Annotated in this window: 15 protein-coding genes; 10 read left to right on the top strand and 5 right to left on the bottom strand. The window is 45.3% G+C overall.

What is annotated here, in order from left to right; translation table 11 throughout:
- Window positions 1-149: 149 nt before the first annotated feature.
- Window positions 150-2,426 carry an LPS-assembly protein LptD gene (locus LPB140_RS08735; protein ID WP_232223385.1) on the bottom strand — a complete coding sequence of 759 codons (2,277 nt, stop codon included), beginning with the start codon at window positions 2,424-2,426 and terminating at the stop codon, window positions 150-152.
- 226 nt (window positions 2,427-2,652) lie between these two features.
- On the opposite strand from LPB140_RS08735, the gene LPB140_RS08730 reads away from it, so the two are divergent.
- The 4 genes from LPB140_RS08730 to ndk all read left to right on the top strand — a co-directional run bounded on the left by LPB140_RS08730 (window position 2,653) and on the right by ndk (window position 5,699).
- Complete coding sequence (locus tag LPB140_RS08730; RefSeq protein WP_072559505.1) at window positions 2,653-4,110, top strand: leucyl aminopeptidase; 1,458 nt, start codon at window positions 2,653-2,655, stop codon at window positions 4,108-4,110.
- 33 nt (window positions 4,111-4,143) lie between these two features.
- Complete coding sequence (locus tag LPB140_RS08725) at window positions 4,144-4,578, top strand: DNA polymerase III subunit chi (protein WP_072559504.1); 435 nt, start codon at window positions 4,144-4,146, stop codon at window positions 4,576-4,578.
- Between the two features lie 83 nt (window positions 4,579-4,661).
- Window positions 4,662-5,129 carry a hypothetical protein gene (locus tag LPB140_RS08720; protein WP_156874181.1) on the top strand — a complete coding sequence of 156 codons (468 nt, stop codon included), beginning with the start codon at window positions 4,662-4,664 and terminating at the stop codon, window positions 5,127-5,129.
- A gap of 147 nt (window positions 5,130-5,276) precedes the next feature.
- Window positions 5,277-5,699: a nucleoside-diphosphate kinase gene (gene ndk, locus LPB140_RS08710; RefSeq protein WP_072559501.1), complete on the top strand. Its 423-nt coding sequence runs from the start codon at window positions 5,277-5,279 to the stop codon at window positions 5,697-5,699.
- Window positions 5,700-5,756: 57 nt separating this feature from the next.
- Here ndk and purN read toward each other — a convergent pair whose 3' ends face one another.
- Both purN and purM read right to left on the bottom strand, forming a co-directional pair.
- Window positions 5,757-6,722 (bottom strand): phosphoribosylglycinamide formyltransferase, encoded by a 966-nt coding sequence (purN, locus tag LPB140_RS08705; protein ID WP_072559500.1) that lies wholly within the window; start codon window positions 6,720-6,722, stop codon window positions 5,757-5,759.
- Entirely contained in the window at window positions 6,715-7,821 is a 1,107-nt protein-coding gene (purM, locus tag LPB140_RS08700; RefSeq protein WP_072559499.1) for a phosphoribosylformylglycinamidine cyclo-ligase, read from the bottom strand. Before purM ends, purN begins: the two co-directional genes overlap by 8 nt.
- Window positions 7,822-7,884: 63 nt before the next feature.
- Between purM and LPB140_RS08695 the strand changes: the two genes are divergently transcribed.
- Genes LPB140_RS08695 through LPB140_RS08680 form a run of 4 tightly spaced genes read left to right on the top strand, consistent with a single transcriptional unit; the run spans window position 7,885 to window position 13,475 of the window.
- A complete protein-coding gene (locus LPB140_RS08695; RefSeq protein ID WP_156874180.1) occupies window positions 7,885-9,087 on the top strand; it encodes a heavy-metal-associated domain-containing protein in 1,203 nt (400 codons plus the stop codon).
- Between the two features lie 27 nt (window positions 9,088-9,114).
- Window positions 9,115-9,714, top strand: coding sequence for an HdaA/DnaA family protein (locus tag LPB140_RS08690; RefSeq protein WP_072559497.1), 600 nt, complete (start codon window positions 9,115-9,117; stop codon window positions 9,712-9,714).
- 7 nt (window positions 9,715-9,721) lie between these two features.
- Window positions 9,722-11,914, top strand: coding sequence for an RNA degradosome polyphosphate kinase (locus LPB140_RS08685; protein ID WP_072559496.1), 2,193 nt, complete (start codon window positions 9,722-9,724; stop codon window positions 11,912-11,914).
- A 13-nt stretch (window positions 11,915-11,927) separates the two neighbouring features.
- A complete protein-coding gene (locus LPB140_RS08680) occupies window positions 11,928-13,475 on the top strand; it encodes a Ppx/GppA family phosphatase (RefSeq protein ID WP_072559495.1) in 1,548 nt (515 codons plus the stop codon).
- A gap of 75 nt (window positions 13,476-13,550) precedes the next feature.
- Here the strand turns inward: LPB140_RS08680 and rnd are convergent, their stop codons facing one another.
- Window positions 13,551-14,813, bottom strand: a complete 1,263-nt coding sequence (gene rnd / locus LPB140_RS08675; RefSeq protein ID WP_072559494.1) for a ribonuclease D — start codon at window positions 14,811-14,813, stop codon at window positions 13,551-13,553.
- Window positions 14,814-14,917: 104 nt separating this feature from the next.
- On the opposite strand from rnd, the gene aspS reads away from it, so the two are divergent.
- Together aspS and LPB140_RS08665 are read left to right on the top strand one after the other, a co-directional pair.
- The gene (aspS, locus tag LPB140_RS08670; protein ID WP_072559493.1) at window positions 14,918-16,702 is read left to right on the top strand and encodes an aspartate--tRNA ligase; all 1,785 of its coding nucleotides are present in this window, start codon (window positions 14,918-14,920) and stop codon (window positions 16,700-16,702) included.
- A gap of 83 nt (window positions 16,703-16,785) precedes the next feature.
- A complete protein-coding gene (locus LPB140_RS08665; RefSeq protein WP_072559492.1) occupies window positions 16,786-17,559 on the top strand; it encodes a polyphosphate kinase 2 family protein in 774 nt (257 codons plus the stop codon).
- A gap of 31 nt (window positions 17,560-17,590) precedes the next feature.
- Here the strand turns inward: LPB140_RS08665 and greB are convergent, their stop codons facing one another.
- On the bottom strand, window positions 17,591-18,070 hold the full coding sequence (greB, locus tag LPB140_RS08660) for a transcription elongation factor GreB (protein ID WP_072559491.1): 480 nt from the start codon (window positions 18,068-18,070) through the stop codon (window positions 17,591-17,593).
- Between the last annotated feature and the right edge of the window lie 12 nt (window positions 18,071-18,082).

Here is an 18,082-nt window from a genome sequence, read left to right as displayed (position 1 = left end):
ACAACTTTCCAAACATTTTAAGCACCATATCAATCAACCAAAAAAATTTAAGCTGAAATGGCCATATATTATGTTGAATAATGATATTTTCATGAACATTGCCTGAGCTTATTGATGAAAATATTATTCATTCATTCTATCATCTTCACTTATACGCCCAAATTACGAAAAGCCAGCCGGAATAAAAAACTATTGCCCGCCCGCGCATCGCCGCTTGGTTGATAATCGCGCCGCCATGTTAAACCAAAGGATAAACAATCATCATCATAGGAAAAGCCCAAACGGTGACGTATCGGTTCATATCCATCCGCAGAGGTCAGAGGGTCTTCTTCTTGGCCCGTTAAATCAATATTGGTTGAGCCAAAAATGGACCAAAATTTGCCAATTTTTACCCGCGCGCCAAGGCGTATTTCTTCGCGATCGGCAATATCTTCTAATTGCAGTGAATTATTTCGGTTCAGCCGCAAATATCCCATTTGGAAATAGGTTTCTTTTGACCCAATGGTTGCGTCCACTTCATTGCGTCTGACCGCAAAACTATCTTTATCCAAACGGAAACGTTGCGACAGGGTCAAAAAATCTTTGAACCGAACATCATATCTGCCCACAAAATCGGAAACTTTATTGGCAAGCCCCGTACCATCGGGAAAAATGCTCGACCGATTGGATAGGCGATAGCTTTGGCCCAGATTTGCATTTACCTGAACATTTTTTGTTTCCAATGACCAATCAACGCCATAGGTAATGCGGTAACTATCCTCAAAACGATCATATCCTGCAAATCGGTTTAGAGCGAATAAATTGGATGTTTCAAGCTCCAAAGACCTTGAGTCCTCATTGGGGATGGAAAGATTCGCATCAAAGGGCGTGGCGACAATTTGCACGCGCGGCGTAATATTTTGCACCCCGCCAAATGCTTTGCCAATAAAGGGCCATTTTATATCCACGGCAGAGGAAAAAATGCCGCGCGATTGCCAGCCGGATGCACCACGGTAAAGCACAACATCGGTCAATAAATTATCGCTGCTATGATAAATATCTGTGCGGCCCAACAGGGTGAAATCAATCAATTGCCCCATATTTGTGACAATGGATTTCTGCCATTTGGCCGATGCAAAGGCGCGCTGTGTATCCTGCCCCTCTGGCCGTGCAATTAACAAGCTATTTGCCTGTAACTCAACAGTGCCGCCCATAATGGGTGAATTAAAAATCTGACGATAATCAATTTCGGGCAATGCAATGGGGACTTCGCTTTGGCTGTCATTACTTCGTAAAGTTTGAAATGCCCAACCATTGATCGAAAAATATCTGTTCTGTTTAATATTTTCGATATTTATATTACTGCGCAGTAAATCATCGCGGCTAATATCATATCTTCTTAAAAAGGTGCGGTCACTGGACAGTCGCAATGATCCCGATATTTTCCAATCATCAGGATAATAAAAACTGCCGCTTCCTTCTATATATCCGCGTGCGCCAGAATCCTCGACAGCGGAAATGGGAGAAAGCCGATCTCCAAATGTGCCATATGCCTGAATTTGGAAAGCGCCATTTTTTTCAAGACTACGGAATTTTGCCCTAATCAAAGGAGCGGTTTCTGTATAAAGGCTGGCCGCAACCTCCAAATCACGCTGATCAGAAATCCGAAAATAATAAGGAATGGTCAGCTCCGCCCCATTATTACGGTCATATCCAATATCTGGAACTAAAAATCCCGATCCCGCATCAATACCCGCAGGGTGTGAAAGACCGGGCAGCGGTAAAAGCGGCAGGCCGAATAATTTCACCACCGCGCCTTCATATCTTACCCGTTTTTTATCCGGATCAAACACCACCTTGCGGGCATTTATTTGCCAAGTGGGGTTTTTATCACATCCATGCGAATCAACCACAGCACAGGCGGTATAGGCGGCGGAATCAAGGAACAGCCTGCCATTGACGCGGCTTCCTTTTTGGGCGGCAAGTCGCCCGCCATTTTCCAAAATCACCAATAAATTTTCAATTGCACCGTCTTTTAAACTATCGGTCAATGCGATATTGTCGCCAAATGCGGAATTGCCCATATTGTCAACCGATCGGACATTGCCAATGGCGTTGACTTCGCCTGTTTTGCGGTTCCAAATAATTTGATCGGCAAATAAGCTATATCCATCGCGATATAAATTCACATTACCATCTGCAGTAATAATGTCATTTTCGCTGTCATAATCCAGATTATCGGCGGAAAAGGAAATTTGGTCTTCCTTATCATTATTGGGCTTTACCGATTGAGCTGCATTGAGATCTGCAGAATTGGATTGAGTGTTTTTATGCGCTATTCCTGCCTGTGCGTCATTTGCACCATCAAATGCAAAGACAGCAGGGGCCAAGGCCATAAGCGGAAGCGGCGCTAATAAAATAGCGGAATATTTAATGATGCTGTTCATGTTTTGGATATTTCAGCTATCTTTTGTCATTCTATATTTAAAAAATCATTTTTCCGTCATTAGCCCTTGATGGGGCATGAACACAATGGGCGAAGATAAATTATTTTCTTATATTGTTGGCCTTGCCGATTGGCTGCTCTATCTATATCTCAATCAAATATAAAAACAGATAGGCTTTTTTAATAAAGCATCACGCCGAATAAAGTTAAAGAAAGATAATATTATTATGAAAATCGCGTTCACAACGGCCATAAATGATAAAACAGACATTATTGCCTTCGCCCTTAAAAAAACAGAGGTTGCGGGTTTTTCATTTGGCTTTGATGATGATGCCTCGATTCATAAAGCTTTAGAAGCCGGACGCTTTACCGGTGCAGCGGGGCAAAGTTTTTTATTATTCGCAAATCGCGGCGGTAATGTTGTTCGTTTGGTGGTTTTGGGCGTGGGTGAAGGCCGCAATGCTGATTATCAATCGGCAGGTGGTAATTTAATTGCCAAAGTGCAAACATGCGGCGCGAGCCATATGGCGGTTTCAGGGGATAATATTTCCGCAGAGGACGCGGCCTATCTTGCCTATGGCGTTAAATTACGTAATTGGCGCTGGGATAATTATCGCACAAAAATGGCGGATAATTTAAAACCATCTGTTACACAATGCGATGTTGTGACGGCTGGCGGCGCGGATAATTTGCTTTGGGATCGGTTAAGCGCGGTGGCCGATGGGGTGTTTTTAACCCGTGAATTGGTGACAGAGCCTGCCAATATTATTTATCCAGAAAGCTTTGTTCAACGGTGCCAGCATCTGGCCGAAATGGGCGTTGAAATTACCGTTTTGGATGAAAAGGAAATGGCGGCACTTGGTATGGGCGCTCTGCTTGGCGTGGCACAGGGAAGCGCGAAAAAACCGCGTTTATTGGCCATGCGTTGGGACGGCACTGGCGGAAAAACCGAAAAGCCTGTCGTATTTGTGGGCAAGGGCGTGACATTTGATACAGGCGGCATTTCGTTAAAGCCGCCCGCAGGTATGGAAGATATGAAATGGGATATGGGCGGCGCAGGCGCGGTTGCTGGCGCGATGAAGGCGCTTGCCGGACGCAAAGCAAATGCCCATGTGGTCGGGGTGTGCGGGTTGGTTGAAAATATGCCCGATGCCAATGCACAGCGCCCCGGCGATGTTGTGACATCCATGTCCGGCCAAACGATTGAGGTTATTAATACCGATGCAGAGGGGCGTTTGGTCCTATGTGATGCGCTGCATTGGGCGCAAGAACAATATAATCCAGAATATGTCATTGATTTGGCGACATTAACCGGTGCAATTATTATCTCATTGGCGCATGAACATGCTGGATTATTTACCAATGATGATGATTTGTCTGATAAATTGACCGCGGCAGGCAAGGCCACAGGCGACAGTTTGTGGCGTTTCCCACTTGGCAAGGCATATGACAAAATGATTGATTCCCCAATTGCGGATATGAAAAATGTTGGCGCACGTGGCGGCGGCTCAATTACTGCGGCTCAATTTTTACAACGTTATATTAAAGACGGTGTGAAATGGGCGCATTTGGACATTGCGGGCACCGCATGGTCAGATAAATCAACATCCACTTGGGCAAAGGGCGCGACCGGATTTGGTGTGCGTTTATTGGATAAATTTATTGCAGATAATTTTGAAAAATAAGAATGAAACGGATATATATTTTGTGAATATAAAGTGCGTGTAGATTTTTATCAGTTACAACGTGACCCCGCCCCTTATGTCTTGCCTCAATTGGCGCAAAAGATTTTGGAGGCGGGGGAACGATTGCACATAAAATGCGCTGATGCGCCCTTATGTCATCAAATATCCGATCGGCTATGGACACAAATTAAAAGCTCTTTTTTACCAAATTGTCATGCGCAGGATGATGATGCCGCAAAAACACCCATTGTCATTTCGCCTGATGGACAAAATATAAATGGGGCAAATTTAATCGCGCTTGCCGATGGCGTTTGGGATGCTCTGGCGATGCAATATGCACGTGTCCTGTTCCTTTTTTTACCCGAACAAATTGACAATGCCCGTGCAACATGGCGTGAGTTGGACGGCGAAAATATTGAAAAACATTATTGGAAGCAATTGGACGGTAAATGGGTGAAAGGCCCCTGATATTTAACAATAAAGCATCTTTCTAATTGTAAAATTATTTTTAAACCTTACTTTTATTATTAGGATTAAAAATAGAGGAAAGAATGATGCGTTCCATTAAACCTATAAATATATTCGCTGCAATTTCACTGGTCATTGGGCTGGCCGCTTGTGGTGGGCCAGATGTGTCGAAAGATGGTGATGAGGTCTCCATCGAAACCGAAAAGGGCAGCATGAAGGTTTCTGAAACGCTTAAGCCTGAACAAATGCCATTTGGCTTTGCCGTTTTGCCGGGCGCGACATCCAAAGGCGTGATGAGCACGAAAAATGAAGATGGTGAATCGCAAATTGTGACGTTGGAAACCGATAAATCAATGGAAGATACGGCAGAATTTTATAAAAAAGAAGCAGAAGCCAAAGGTTTCAAAATTGAAAGTGAAACAAGTGTTGATAATGGCAAAATGATTATTGGAAAATCTGATAGAGGCGAGGATATTTCCTTTGTCATCAGCAAGGAAACCAGTGACGCCGCAACGCAAATATTGATTATGGGCGGCAAGAATAAAAAATAATGATAATGGGCGGATTAAAAAGCCGCCAGTTATTTTTGTTAAATTATAATCAGCAGTCCATTTTTGCCGATATGATAAGCAAATGCTTGCCATATCGGGCAGGCAAGGCTAAGGCGCGGCCAACATTTATTCCAAAGGAGCATTCACATGGCGGTTACCCGTACATTTTCAATCATTAAACCAGACGCTACACGCCGCAATTTAACCGGCGCGGTGACAGCAAAATTGGAAGAAGCTGGCCTGCGCGTTGTCGCATCAAAGCGTATCCAAATGACCCGCGACCAAGCAGAAGGTTTTTATGCTGTGCATAAAGAGCGTCCTTTCTTTGGTGAATTGGTCGATTTCATGATTAGCGGCCCTGTGGTTGTTCAGGTTCTTGAAGGTGAAAATGCCATGCAAGCAAATCGCGACATTATGGGCGCGACCAATCCAGCGGATGCTGCACCTGGCACAATTCGCGCAGAATTCGCCGAAAGCATCGAAGCAAATAGCGTGCATGGCAGCGACAGCGACGAAAATGCAGCAATTGAAATCGCATATTTCTTTAAACCAGAAGAAATTGTTGGATAATCATCGCTACAAATAGATGAAAAAGGCCACCGGAATCGCTTCTGGTGGCTTTTTTGTTTAAAATTGCTCGGCAATATCCATTAATTTGGTCATGCTTTTCGGCGCGACGCTGCGCCAGCTACGTTGCATCCATGTGGCAATATGCTCCCAATCAACATTTGGCCGGTTCAGGATAATGGCAACCCAGCCGCTTGCCCCATAATAAGCAGGCTTAAAATAAATATCGGGTTGATTCTCACATAGGGATAAAAGCTCATCCATCCCGCTCGTTTTTACCAAAAGGGCAATATGATCCTCGCCATGATGCCTATTGTTAAAATAGGCAAAATATTTGCCCGATTTTTCACTGCCAACGCGCCATCCCTCGCTGCCATGGCTTTCACGCTCATGACTTTGGGGCAGGGCAAGGGCAAGGGCGCGAACTTTATCAAGCAAATATTTCGGATTTTGGAAGCGCGACACATATTCGCAAACAATATGGGGATATAGCTGATGTTCAGCGAATAATATTCTTTTGGCTAGGCTTTCTGCATTGTCATCGGGTAATATAGCAACCTTGCATTGCCCCAATATAGGGCCATCATCCAATTCAGCGGTCACCAAATGCACGCTGACCCCGCCAAATTTATCGCCCGCATCAATGGCACGTTGATGTGTATGCAATCCTTTATATTTGGGCAAAAGTGAGGGATGAATATTCAACATCCGGCCATCCCATTTTTGTACAAATTGAGCTGATAATATCCGCATATAACCGGCAAGGATGATATAATCTGCGCCCGATTTTATAACAGCATCATGCATGATTTGGTCATGCGCCTCGCGTGTCATGCCTTTATGCGGATGAGCAAAAATGCTAATTCCCTCTGCGGCGGCAATGGAAAGGCCGCCTGCATCAGGTTTATTGCTGCCCACCATGACAATTTCATAGGGGCAATTTGGCAATTTACTATGATAAAGCAGCGCCGCCATATTGCTGCCGCTGCCGGATATTAAAATGGCGATTTTGGCCTTTTCAGCCATGATGCGTTGCTGTCCACGCGCCCTTCGCGCTCCAAATTTCATCTTTGCCTGAAACGGTGCATCCTTTTTCGCCCGATTTGATGTCGCCGATAATATAGGCGGTTTCACCTGCTTCGGCCAATTTGGGCAAGATGTCATCAACCTTGTCCGAATCGACCACCAACACCATGCCAATGCCGCAATTAAATGTGCGGGCCATTTCCATAGGCTCAATATTACCCTGTGCCTGTAAAAATGCCATCAGGCGCGGTTGTTCCCAATTTCCTGCATCAACATGTGCGTGAAGCCCATGTGGCAAAATACGCGGAATATTTTCCAACAAACCGCCGCCCGTAATATGTGCCAAGGCGTTGATTGCGCCGCTGCGGATTAAGGGGAGCAGGCTTTTTACATATAATTTTGTCGGTGCGATTAAATAATCAATCAATAATTTTTCATTGTCGAATAAGGCAGGGCGATCCAATTTCCATCCCTTATCCTGTGCAAGTCGGCGCACAAGTGAAAAGCCATTTGAATGGACACCCGAAGATGCAAGCCCGATCAGAATATTGCCATTGGCCACTTTTTCGCCCGTTAATTGTTCGCCGCGTTCCACCGCGCCAACACAAAAACCGGCCAAATCATAATCGCCATCTGCATACATACCAGGCATTTCTGCGGTTTCGCCGCCAATTAACGCGCATCCTGATTCCATGCACCCATTGGCAATGCCCGCAATTACCCTTTCAGCAATTCCATTTTCAAGGCGGCCCGTGGCAAAATAATCAAGGAAGAATAAAGGCTCTGCGCCCTGCACAATTAAATCATTGACGCACATAGCCACCAAATCGATGCCGATTTGATCATGGCGATCATAATCAATGGCCAATTTCACCTTTGTGCCGACGCCATCATTGGCCGCGACCAGCAAGGGATCTTTATAACCCGCTGCCTTGGGGTCGAAAAAGCCGCCAAATCCGCCAAGGTCAGCATCCGCACCGGCACGCGCCGTCATGCGTGCCAGCGGCCCGATTGCTTTGACTAGGGCATTGCCCGCTTCGATTGATACACCCGCCTTAGCATAGGTGTAATTTTCTTCTTTATTGTCATTATTTGCCATATAAAGATGCGAATAACGAATTCTTGCTTGGATTTCTATGCCAAAATCGCCAAAAGGGAATTAATGATAAAATCTATTTCAAATTTTAAGCGAATCTGTGCGGCATTATGCGTGACTGCATTGTTGGGAACCACAGCCATTTGGGCACAGATAGAAGGGCCAAAGCGTGGTATTGCGCCCATTGCCAGCACAGGCGATTTTGAAGTTGCGGGCATTGAGGTAAATGTCACGGGCAATAATGCCGATGATGCACGGCGCAAGGGATGGCAAGAGGCGCAGCGCAAAGCGTGGAGCAAATTATATAGCAGCCGACATGGCAAGGGCGCGAGCTTAAGCGATAGTGCGCTGGACAATATGGTAACCGCCATTGTTGTGGAAGAAGAGCAAATTGGCCCGCGCCGTTATGTAGCAAAATTGGGCGTTGTTTTTGATCGTGCCAGAGCAGGGCAGATTTTGGGCATTAAGGGCGTGGCCAGACGATCCGCACCCATGTTGATTTTGCCGGTAATGACCGATGGCGGCGCAAATTTTGTCTTTGAACGCCGCACCGAATGGCAACGTGCATGGGCATTATTTAAAACCAGCGAAAGCACAATTGATTATGTGCGGCCAAGCGGGTTTCAGGCCGAATCACTATTGTTAAATGCCGGGCAAATTGAACGAAGGGGGCGTGGATGGTGGCGCGTGATTATGGATCAATTTGGCGCAGCGGATGTTTTGATTCCGGTTGTAAAGGTTGAACATAGTTGGCCCGGTGGTCCTTTAGTGGGTAAATTTACCGCATTTTATGGGCCGGATAAAAAGTTAATTGGCAGTTTTAATTTGCGCGTAACGGGCGAAAACGCCATGCGCCGATTGATGGTAGAGGGCGCAGCGCGCATGGATGGTATGTTCCAACAGGCGCTTGCCAATGGGCGATTGCGGGGCGATTCATCTTTGGTGGTTCAAGAGGAAGTTTTGGAAGAGCCGGTTGAGGAAGAAGCGCCGATTATGGATGAAAGCGATATGGGCGGTGAAATTCCAGAAACGCCAATAACCCCGCTTTCGCCGCCGGTTGATGCGCCCGTTAATAATGATCCTGCGCCTGCGCCCGCGCCAAAATCTGCGCCAGCACCAAAATCTGCGCCCGCGCCAAAATCATTATTACCAAAATCAGGGCCGGCACCAAAATCTTCGCCGACTGCGTTTAATGATGTTAAAATACAAAAAAGGCCTGCCAGGGATAAAAAAGGCAATCTTGCCGCCAGTCATAGATTCGCTGCGTAAAATATTGATATATAATTTGATATAAGGATGAAAAGTGAAATCATGTCGCGTCAAATCGCCCTGCCAATTGATGCTATTGTTAATGGTGAAATTGGCCGTTTAATCATTACAAATTGCAATGAATTTATTGTTCGTCGTATCGATCAAATATTTCAAAAATCAAGCGGTCAATTATTATTATCTGGCGCGGGACGCAGCGGCAAAAGCACCATGTTAAAATATGCCGCCACATTGGGCGATGCGGTGATAATTGATGATGCGCAAAATAGTGGCGAGGAATTTTTATTCGCGCAGTGGAATTTGGCGAGGGAGAAAAATATCCCATTGATTTTCGCCTCGCAAAGGCCGGCATTTGAATGGCAAATGACATTGCCCGATTTGAAATCGCGCATTGGTTCGATGGATTGGGTTGAAATTGCGCCGCCCGATGATGAAATGGTCGAAAATTTATTGCAAAAACATTTAAATGATCGTGGTGCGACCATTTATGATGAGGCAAGTGCCTATTTAATCAAAAGAATTGAAAGATCATATATGGCAGTTGAACAATGCGCGATTGAGATAAATCGGTTGGCATTGGAACAAAAATCGCCCATCACATTGCCATTGGTCCGTCAAATATATTAGGGAATTTATGAATAATAAGTCACCGGCAACAGGCAATTTAAACCAATTTGATGCCGAAAAAGGCTTTGTCATTCCTGTGGGCGGTGCACGATATTCCAACCGTGAATTAAGCTGGTTGAAATTTAATGAGCGCGTTTTAAGCGAAGCGGAAAATATGAACCATCCAATTTTGGAGCGGTTAAGGTTTTTATCTATTTCTGCGACGAATTTAGATGAATTTTTCATGGTGCGTGTTGCCGGACTTGCCGTGCAATTGATGCAAAATGTTGATGTGGTCAGTTTTGATGGGCGCACGCCGCGCCAACAATTGTCGGAAATTGAAATGGCCAGCGATGCCTTGGTCGTGCGGCAATCCAATATTTGGAAATCAATGCGCGAAGAATTGGCCAATATGAACATTACGGTGACAAGCTGTAAAAACCTGTCTAAGGCGCATGTAGAGTGGCTGCATGGATATTTTTACGGTCAAATTTACCCATTATTGACGCCGCAGGCATTGGATCCATCGCACCCATTTCCCTTTATTGCCAATTTGGGGCGATGTTTATTATTGGATATAGAGGATGATAAAGCGCGTCAGATTTGGCAGTTAATTTTATTGCCAGACAGTCTTGCCCGCTTTGTGAAATTGCCTGGTGAAGAACCAATTTTTGTTGCGGTGGAACATGTAATTGCCCATTTTGCCGAAACAATTTTCCCCCAATATAAGGTGAAAGATTGGGGGATGTTCCGTCTTATCCGCAATAGCGATATTGAATTTGAAGAAGAAGCCGAAGATTTGGTTCAATATTTTAAGGGCGCCATAAAAAGACGCCGCAGAGGCGATGGGATAAGGTTGGAATTAACCGAACAAATGGGCGATAAATTGCGCAATTTTTTAATCGAAAATGTGTCGATGATGCCCAATGCGTCTATTGATGATTTGCCCTTTGTTGGGGTGTGCGATTTATCCGAAATAGTTGATTTGGATTTGCCCATCCATAAATTTAGCCCATTTTCACCGCGTTTTCCCGAACGTGTGCGCGAATATGATGGGGATATTTTTGCTGCCGTAAAGGCAAAGGATATATTGGTTCATCACCCATATGAAAGTTTTGATGTGGTGATTTCATTTTTGGAACAAGCCGCCGCAGACCCCAAAGTTGTGGCGATTAAGCAAACATTATATCGCGCCGGCAGCCAATCACGCATTATTCGCGCTCTTATCAACGCTGCAGAGCAAGGCAAGTCTGTGACCGTTGTGGTGGAGATTAAGGCGCGTTTTGATGAGGAGCAAAATTTATATTGGGCTGACGCACTTGAAAAGGCGGGGGTTCAGGTTGTTTATGGTTTTGTGAACATGAAAACCCATGCCAAAATTTCTATGGTCATTCGTAAAGAGGATGAGGGGATCGTCACCTATTGCCATTTCGGGACGGGTAATTACCATCCCATCACTTCCAAAATTTATACCGATTTAAGCTATTTCACGGCCAATAAAGACGCTGCATCAGATGCAGTCCAATTATTTAACTATGTCACCGGATATATTAAGCCGCATGATTTAAAATTGGCCACTTTTTCACCTCATAATATGCGGGAAAAATTAAATAGCTTAATCGAACGTGAAATTGCCAATGTGGAAAAAGGTTTGCCTGGTGAAATTTGGGCAAAGATGAATTCCCTGGTCGATGTGGGAATGATTGAAAAATTATATGAAGCCAGCCAAAAAGGCGTGAATATCAGCCTGGTCGTGCGGGGGATATGCTGTCTTCGCCCTGGTGTATTGGGGCTTTCGGAAAATATAAGAGTAAAATCCATTGTGGGCAGGTTTTTGGAGCATAGCCGGATTTGGGCATTTGGAAATGGAGCCAAATTACCGCATGATAAGGCCGATGTTTATATTAGCTCGGCAGATTGGATGACGCGCAATTTGGACCGGCGGGTGGAATATATGCTGCCCATGATTAACCCAACCGTGCATATGCAAATATTATTTCAGGTTTTATTGGCCAATTTATTGGATAATCAACAAAGTTGGACATTGAATAATGAAGGCGAATATGTTCGCGTGCAGGCAGTGAAAAAACCATTTAACCTGCACCAATATTTTATGGATAATCCTTCCCTATCGGGCAGGGGAAAGGCATTGAAGAAAAAATCAGTGCCAAAATTACGACAATTAAGCCATGATGAAGGCCAAGATGGCTGGGGGATATAGATAAATTGTGGATATGGATAAGTTGAGCGAGCAATATATTACGCCCGAACCGCGCGGAAGTGTGAAGGCGCAAAAGGCGATTATTGATGTTGGATCAAATTCGGTTCGATTGGTGATTTATGGCGGCCCCGCCCGTGCGCCCAATATTTTATTTAATGAAAAAATATTGGCGGGCCTTGGTGCATCGCTTGATATAAATGGCAAAATTGGCAAGGATGCGATGGATAGATGCCTACGCGCCTTGGCACGGTTTAAATTATTGGCGCTGCAATATGGCATCGCAAATCCGATTGTCATTGCCACGGCCGCAGTTCGTGATGCAAAAAATGGCCATAAAATTGTTGAAAAGGCAGCGTCACTGGGCATTGAAATGCAGGTTATTGGCGGAGAGGATGAAGCATATTTTGCCGCAATGGGGATATTATCATCTATCAATAATGCATGCGGTATGATGGGCGATTTGGGCGGGGGTAGTTTGGAGCTGGCAATCCTGTCGGATAATAAAGTGCATGAATGTGTTTCAATGCCGCTTGGCGTGTTAAGGTTACAGGCGATTAGAGAGGGCGAGGATAGGGCGATTATTCGCTCTGACAAACAAATAAGCCAGGATATGGCGATTTTGGAGGGTGAATTTTCCCGATTATTGGGCGCGGCCAATTTCGCCTGCAAAAATATTGAAAATTTCTACATGGTTGGCGGCTCTTGGCGTGCTTTGATGCGGCTTTATATGTTGGAGACTAATTATCCTTTGCCCATCATGGATCAATTTTGCCTTCCCGCCGACAAGTTGGACAATATTATCAGCATGATTGCAGGCATGGATGACGAAAAATTGGGCCAATATGAATGGCTGGCTTCGATGCGCGCGGGTAAATTATATGATGCGGCGTTGATGTTGAAAATTATTGCCAAAAATTTCGGTCCAAAAAAATTTATTGTTTCAACAAAGGGGATTAGGGAAGGTATTTTATATAATGATTTAAGTTCCGAACAACGATATTTAGACCCATTATTGGAAAGCACGGCTGATGTCGGCAATGAATTGGGTCGCTTTCCCGCGCATGGGCAAATTTTGGATGATTGGGTAAGTCATTTATTCATTGAAGATGGCACGGATATGCCCAGATTACGTCTTGCTGCGGCCAATTTATGCGATGTGGCATGGCGCGCCAACCCCGATTTTCGGTCGGTTCGCGGGGTGGATATTGCCCTTCATGGTAATTGGACGGGGGTTGATGTTGTGGGGCGCGAGGTGATGGCGCAGGCGGTATATAGCTGTTTTGGCGGCGATGATGGATATTTCCCCCTTGGCGGACATTTTGCCAGTGATGCGCAAATGAACAGGGCCACAGGATGGGGATTGGCATTTCGCCTTGCGCAAAGGTTAAGCGGCGGCGCAGAGGCATTAATCCGCAGCACTTCCATCACATTACAGGATGGTAAGTTATTTTTATTCATTCCGCAGGATATGGAAAATTTAATCGGGGAAAGCATCGAAAAAAGATTGGGCCAGCTGGCCAATTTTATGCAAATAGAGGCAGATATTATATTTAAGGGATAGTTTTTATTTAAGGGATAGGAGGCATACAAAAATGCGTTTCAAAACCTTAACTCATATATCTATCTTTAATCCCACCTATATTTGCGTATCTTTTTCTGGTGCGGGATTATCCCGATTATCATCATTTTGCGCGGCCATATCTAAAATAGCATCTGCTGGTTTGTTTTCGTCCTCTCCGCCTGTTTTAAAAGTGGAAATTTTTCCATTATTCACGGTAAAGCCGATGCGCCCCTCGACAAGGTCGAGTGCCTCATGACCAAAAATATCATAACGCCACCCCTCTAATAGGTCCAAATCCTTGCGAACACCGGCGGCCAATTTTTCCAGCTCATCGGCCTTGCTGATTAAACGGGGTGCAACATCCATTTCATTGGAACGAATTTTTAATAATAATTTTAATAAATCGGCGACATGGCTGCCATTGCGGCCCAATGTTACGCCTCTTTTCTTTGATGGGATTTCATCCTTGGGCATGGGTTTTGCATTGGTAATGACTCCCATCAACCTTTTGCCAATATCATTATTGGACCATGCGCCCGAAAGCCCTCGAACGCGGGCAAGGGAATGTTGATCCTTGGGCGGATTGGTGGCGATATCGCTTAATGTTTCGTCCTTCATAATTCGGCCGCGCGGAATATCCTTATGCTGCGCCTCGCGCTCTCGCCATGCTGCCAAAGCCTTTAACCGACCAAGGGCATCGGGATTGCGCGATTGAATTTTAATGCGCTGCCATGATGTTTCGGGATCATTGGCGTAATTTTCCGGATTGGCAATACGCTCCATTTCCTTGTCCAACCATGCGCCGCGGCCTGTTTCGACAAGTTTATCCAACATTTTGGGGAATAATTCGGCCAAATGGGTCACATCGCCAATGGCATAGTCAATTTGCCTTTTATCCAATGGACGGCGGCTCCAATCGGTAAATCTTGCGCCTTTGTCCAATTGATGGCCCAGCCATAAATTAACCAAATTAGAATAACCAATTTGCTCCCCCTGACCCAATGCCATGGCGGCAATTTGCGTATCAAACATGGGATGCGGGGTTTTGCCGGTTAAATTATAGAAAATTTCGATATCCTGCCCACCGGCATGAAATAATTTCAATATATTTTCATTGCCACAAATCAGATCCAATAACGGCTTTAAATCCATATTTTTGGCCAAGGGGTCAATCGCGGCAACATTTTTGCCATCGGACACTTGGACCAGGCATAATAAGGGGTAATAGGTGTTTTCACGCATAAACTCTGTGTCTATGGCCAGAAATTCAGCATTTTCCCATAGCGCACAAAGCGCGGCGAGTTGTTCACTATCAGTGACGAGTGGATGAATCATCATAATTCACACTCATAACAGCCATTCCATACTTGACAAAACATTCTATGCCCTGTGTAGCGCATAGAAAGTTTTTTTTGATACAAATTTATACGGAAAATCACATCATGCATGCATATCGCACCCATAATTGTTCCCAATTGCGCCAAGAAAATGTTGGCGATACAGTAAAATTATCTGGTTGGATCCACCGTAAACGCGACCATGGCGGCGTTTTATTCATCGATTTACGCGACCATTATGGCGTGACGCAAATTTTGGCAGACAGCGACAGCAAGGCATTTGCCCAAATGGATAGCCTGCGCAGCGAATCTGTTATCTGTATTACGGGCCGTGTGATTGCGCGTGATGCAGAGGCGAAAAATGATCGCCTGCCCACAGGCGCGATTGAAGTTTATGTCGATGAAATACAAATTTTGTCAGCAGCCGAAGAATTGCCTATGCCGGTATTTGGCGATGCGGAATATCCCGAAGATATCCGTCTGCGTTACCGTTTCCTTGATTTGCGCCGTGAAAATGTTCACGCCAATATGATGTTGCGTTCATCGGTTATTTCGTCTTTGCGCCGCCGCATGACGGAGCAAAATTTCACTGAAATTCAAACACCGATTCTAACCGCGTCGTCACCAGAGGGGGCGCGTGATTATCTTGTCCCCAGCCGTGTGCATCCGGGTAAATTTTACGCCCTGCCGCAGGCACCGCAAATGTTTAAACAATTATTGATGGTGGCCGGATTTGACCGTTATTTCCAAATCGCACCTTGTTTTCGCGATGAAGATGCGCGCGCAGACCGCAGCCCAGGTGAGTTTTACCAGCTTGACTTTGAAATGAGTTTTGTCACCCAAGATGATGTGTTTAACGCGATTGAGCCTGTTTTGGCCGGAGTTTTCGAAGAATTTGCCAATGGCAAAAGCGTGACGCCAGCAGGTGAATTTGTGCGTATCCCCTATAAAACCGCGATGTTGAAATATGGCAGTGATAAGCCTGATTTGCGAAACCCGATTGAAATTTCCGATGTGAGCGAACATTTTAAAGGATCAGGATTTGGCTTATTTGACAAAATCGTTGCTGGCGGCGGTGTTGTTCGCGCCATCCCCGCACCAAATACTGTTGAAAAAAGCCGTAAATTCTTTGACGATATGAATGATTGGGCGCGTGGGGAAGGTCATGCTGGCCTTGGCTATGTCACGCGCAAGGGCGGCGAGTTTGGCGGGCCTATCGCTAAAAATCATGGCGAAGAGGGTATGAAGGCGCTTTATGCCGAACTTGGCCTTGGCGATGATGATGGTTGTTTCTTTGCCGCAGGTAAAGAAGGCCAGGCCGCGAAATTGGCCGGTGCTGCGCGAACCCGAATTGGCGAGCAATTGGAGCTTATCGAACAAAATTGCTTTAAATTTTGCTGGATTGTCGATTTCCCAATGTTTGAATATGATGAGGAAAATAAGAAAATTGATTTCAGCCACAACCCATTTTCAATGCCGCAGGGCGAAATGGATGCGCTTGAAAATATGGACCCGCTCGACATTTTGGCATGGCAATATGATATTGTTTGTAATGGCGTGGAGCTTTCTTCGGGGGCAATTCGTAACCACCGCCCAGATATTATGTATAAAGCATTTGAAATTGCCGGATATAGTAAGGAAGAGGTGGACGCCAATTTCTCTGGCATGATTAACGCGTTCAAATTTGGCGCACCACCGCATGGTGGCTCGGCGCCCGGTGTTGACCGTATTGTGATGTTATTGGCTGATGAACCCAATATCCGCGAAGTAGTGGTGTTCCCGATGAACCAAAAGGCAGAGGATTTGATGATGGGTGCGCCCAACCTGCCCACGGCAAAACAAATGCGTGAATTGCATTTGCGGGTGATTGAGCCGCCAAAAAAGGCATAAATTAAAATATGGATTTTGTGCGATTAAGGGACGGCATTATTTTTGCGCTTTAATCAGCACAAAATCTGTATATCCTATTTATTATGACCATTTCACTTTCAAATTTTGAGGCTGGCTCGCCATTTGATGGCAATTATGCCAAGTCATTAAAGGCTGTTCAAAAACGGCTTGGCGAATTGCAATCCCTGCACATTTTGCATAATTGTCGCACTTTAATCATTGTTGAAGGATGGGATGCTGCGGGTAAGGGCGGCGCAATCCGCCGTTTAACGGCCAATTGGGACCCGCGTTATTTTGAGGTTTATTCAATTGGTGCGCCCACGGCCGAAGAAAAGGAAAAGCATTTTCTGTGGCGGTTTTGGAATAAATTACCCCGCGCAAAAGAAGTTTCTGTTCTTGACCGTTCGCATTATGGCCGTGTGTTGGTGGAGCGTGTGGAGGGATTTGCCAGTGAAGCCGAATGGCGGCGCGGATATGATGAAATTAACGAATTTGAGGCGCAGCAACGTGATATTGGCACAAATATCATCAAAATTTTTCTGCACGTCACTGCAAAAACACAAGATATAGTGTTGCAGGAACGTTTGGAAACGCCTTCGAAAAGATGGAAGGTAACGGCAGAGGATTTTCGTAATCGTTCCAAAAGAACGGATTATGAAGCCGCCATTGCAGAAATGTTTCGTTTAACCGATACAAGATGGGCGCCGTGGAAAATATTTGATAGCAATAATCAAAAGGCAGCACGCATAGCGATATTAAATTATATTGCGGATATGATGGAAAAAGATATGCCGAAAAACTTTCCCGAATTATCGCCGGAAATTGCGGAATTGGCCAAGTTAACATTTGGAAAATAATATAAGGACCTTATTTTTCTAAATATTTAAACTAGTCCAAATATTTTATGTCCATTACTTCCCATTCTTTTGAACCAGCGGGTAGGCGCACTGTTCGCAAATCACCTATTGCGGCGCGGCGCAATGCGCGGGCAATAGGCGATGACCACCCAATTCTACCTTTTCCAGCCTCCGCCTCCTCATCACCGACCAAGGTGACAATGCGCTGATTATCATCCTCATCCGCCAAAGTGACGGTCGCGCCAAAATAAACATGTTCTTTATCTGGCTGCTTAGAAGGGGTAATGACCTGCGCCGCCTTTATCTTGCGGGAAAGCCAACCCAGTCGGCTGTCAATTTGGCGCAGTCGTTGTTTGCCATAAATATAGTCACCATTTTCGCTGCGGTCACCATTTCCGGCGGCCCAACTGACTGTTTCGACGACTTTGGGCCGCTCCACGCCGAATAATTGATCATATTCGGCGCGCAGGGCATCATAACCCGCAGGGGTTATTGGATTGGTTTTTTCCATTATCTTCACTTA

Origin of the sequence: Sphingorhabdus lutea, assembly GCF_001889025.1 — a bacterium.
In the GTDB taxonomy this organism is placed as follows: Bacteria; Pseudomonadota; Alphaproteobacteria; order Sphingomonadales; family Sphingomonadaceae; genus Sphingorhabdus_B; species Sphingorhabdus_B lutea.
The sequence above is the reverse complement of the archived record's forward strand: the minus strand, read 5'-3'. Positions and strand labels throughout refer to the sequence as shown.

Coding starts and splice junctions, on each gene's coding strand:
- LPB140_RS08735 (WP_232223385.1), bottom strand. CDS start 2,426: ATGAACAGCATCATTAAATATTCCGCTATTTTATTAGCGCCGCTTCCG.
- LPB140_RS08730 (WP_072559505.1), top strand. CDS start 2,653: ATGAAAATCGCGTTCACAACGGCCATAAATGATAAAACAGACATTATT.
- LPB140_RS08720 (WP_156874181.1), top strand. CDS start 4,662: ATGATGCGTTCCATTAAACCTATAAATATATTCGCTGCAATTTCACTG.
- ndk (WP_072559501.1), top strand. CDS start 5,277: ATGGCGGTTACCCGTACATTTTCAATCATTAAACCAGACGCTACACGC.
- purN (WP_072559500.1), bottom strand. CDS start 6,722: ATGGCTGAAAAGGCCAAAATCGCCATTTTAATATCCGGCAGCGGCAGC.
- purM (WP_072559499.1), bottom strand. CDS start 7,821: ATGGCAAATAATGACAATAAAGAAGAAAATTACACCTATGCTAAGGCG.
- LPB140_RS08695 (WP_156874180.1), top strand. CDS start 7,885: ATGATAAAATCTATTTCAAATTTTAAGCGAATCTGTGCGGCATTATGC.
- LPB140_RS08690 (WP_072559497.1), top strand. CDS start 9,115: ATGAAAAGTGAAATCATGTCGCGTCAAATCGCCCTGCCAATTGATGCT.
- LPB140_RS08685 (WP_072559496.1), top strand. CDS start 9,722: ATGAATAATAAGTCACCGGCAACAGGCAATTTAAACCAATTTGATGCC.
- LPB140_RS08680 (WP_072559495.1), top strand. CDS start 11,928: ATGGATAAGTTGAGCGAGCAATATATTACGCCCGAACCGCGCGGAAGT.
- rnd (WP_072559494.1), bottom strand. CDS start 14,813: ATGATGATTCATCCACTCGTCACTGATAGTGAACAACTCGCCGCGCTT.
- aspS (WP_072559493.1), top strand. CDS start 14,918: ATGCATGCATATCGCACCCATAATTGTTCCCAATTGCGCCAAGAAAAT.
- LPB140_RS08665 (WP_072559492.1), top strand. CDS start 16,786: ATGACCATTTCACTTTCAAATTTTGAGGCTGGCTCGCCATTTGATGGC.
- greB (WP_072559491.1), bottom strand. CDS start 18,070: ATGGAAAAAACCAATCCAATAACCCCTGCGGGTTATGATGCCCTGCGC.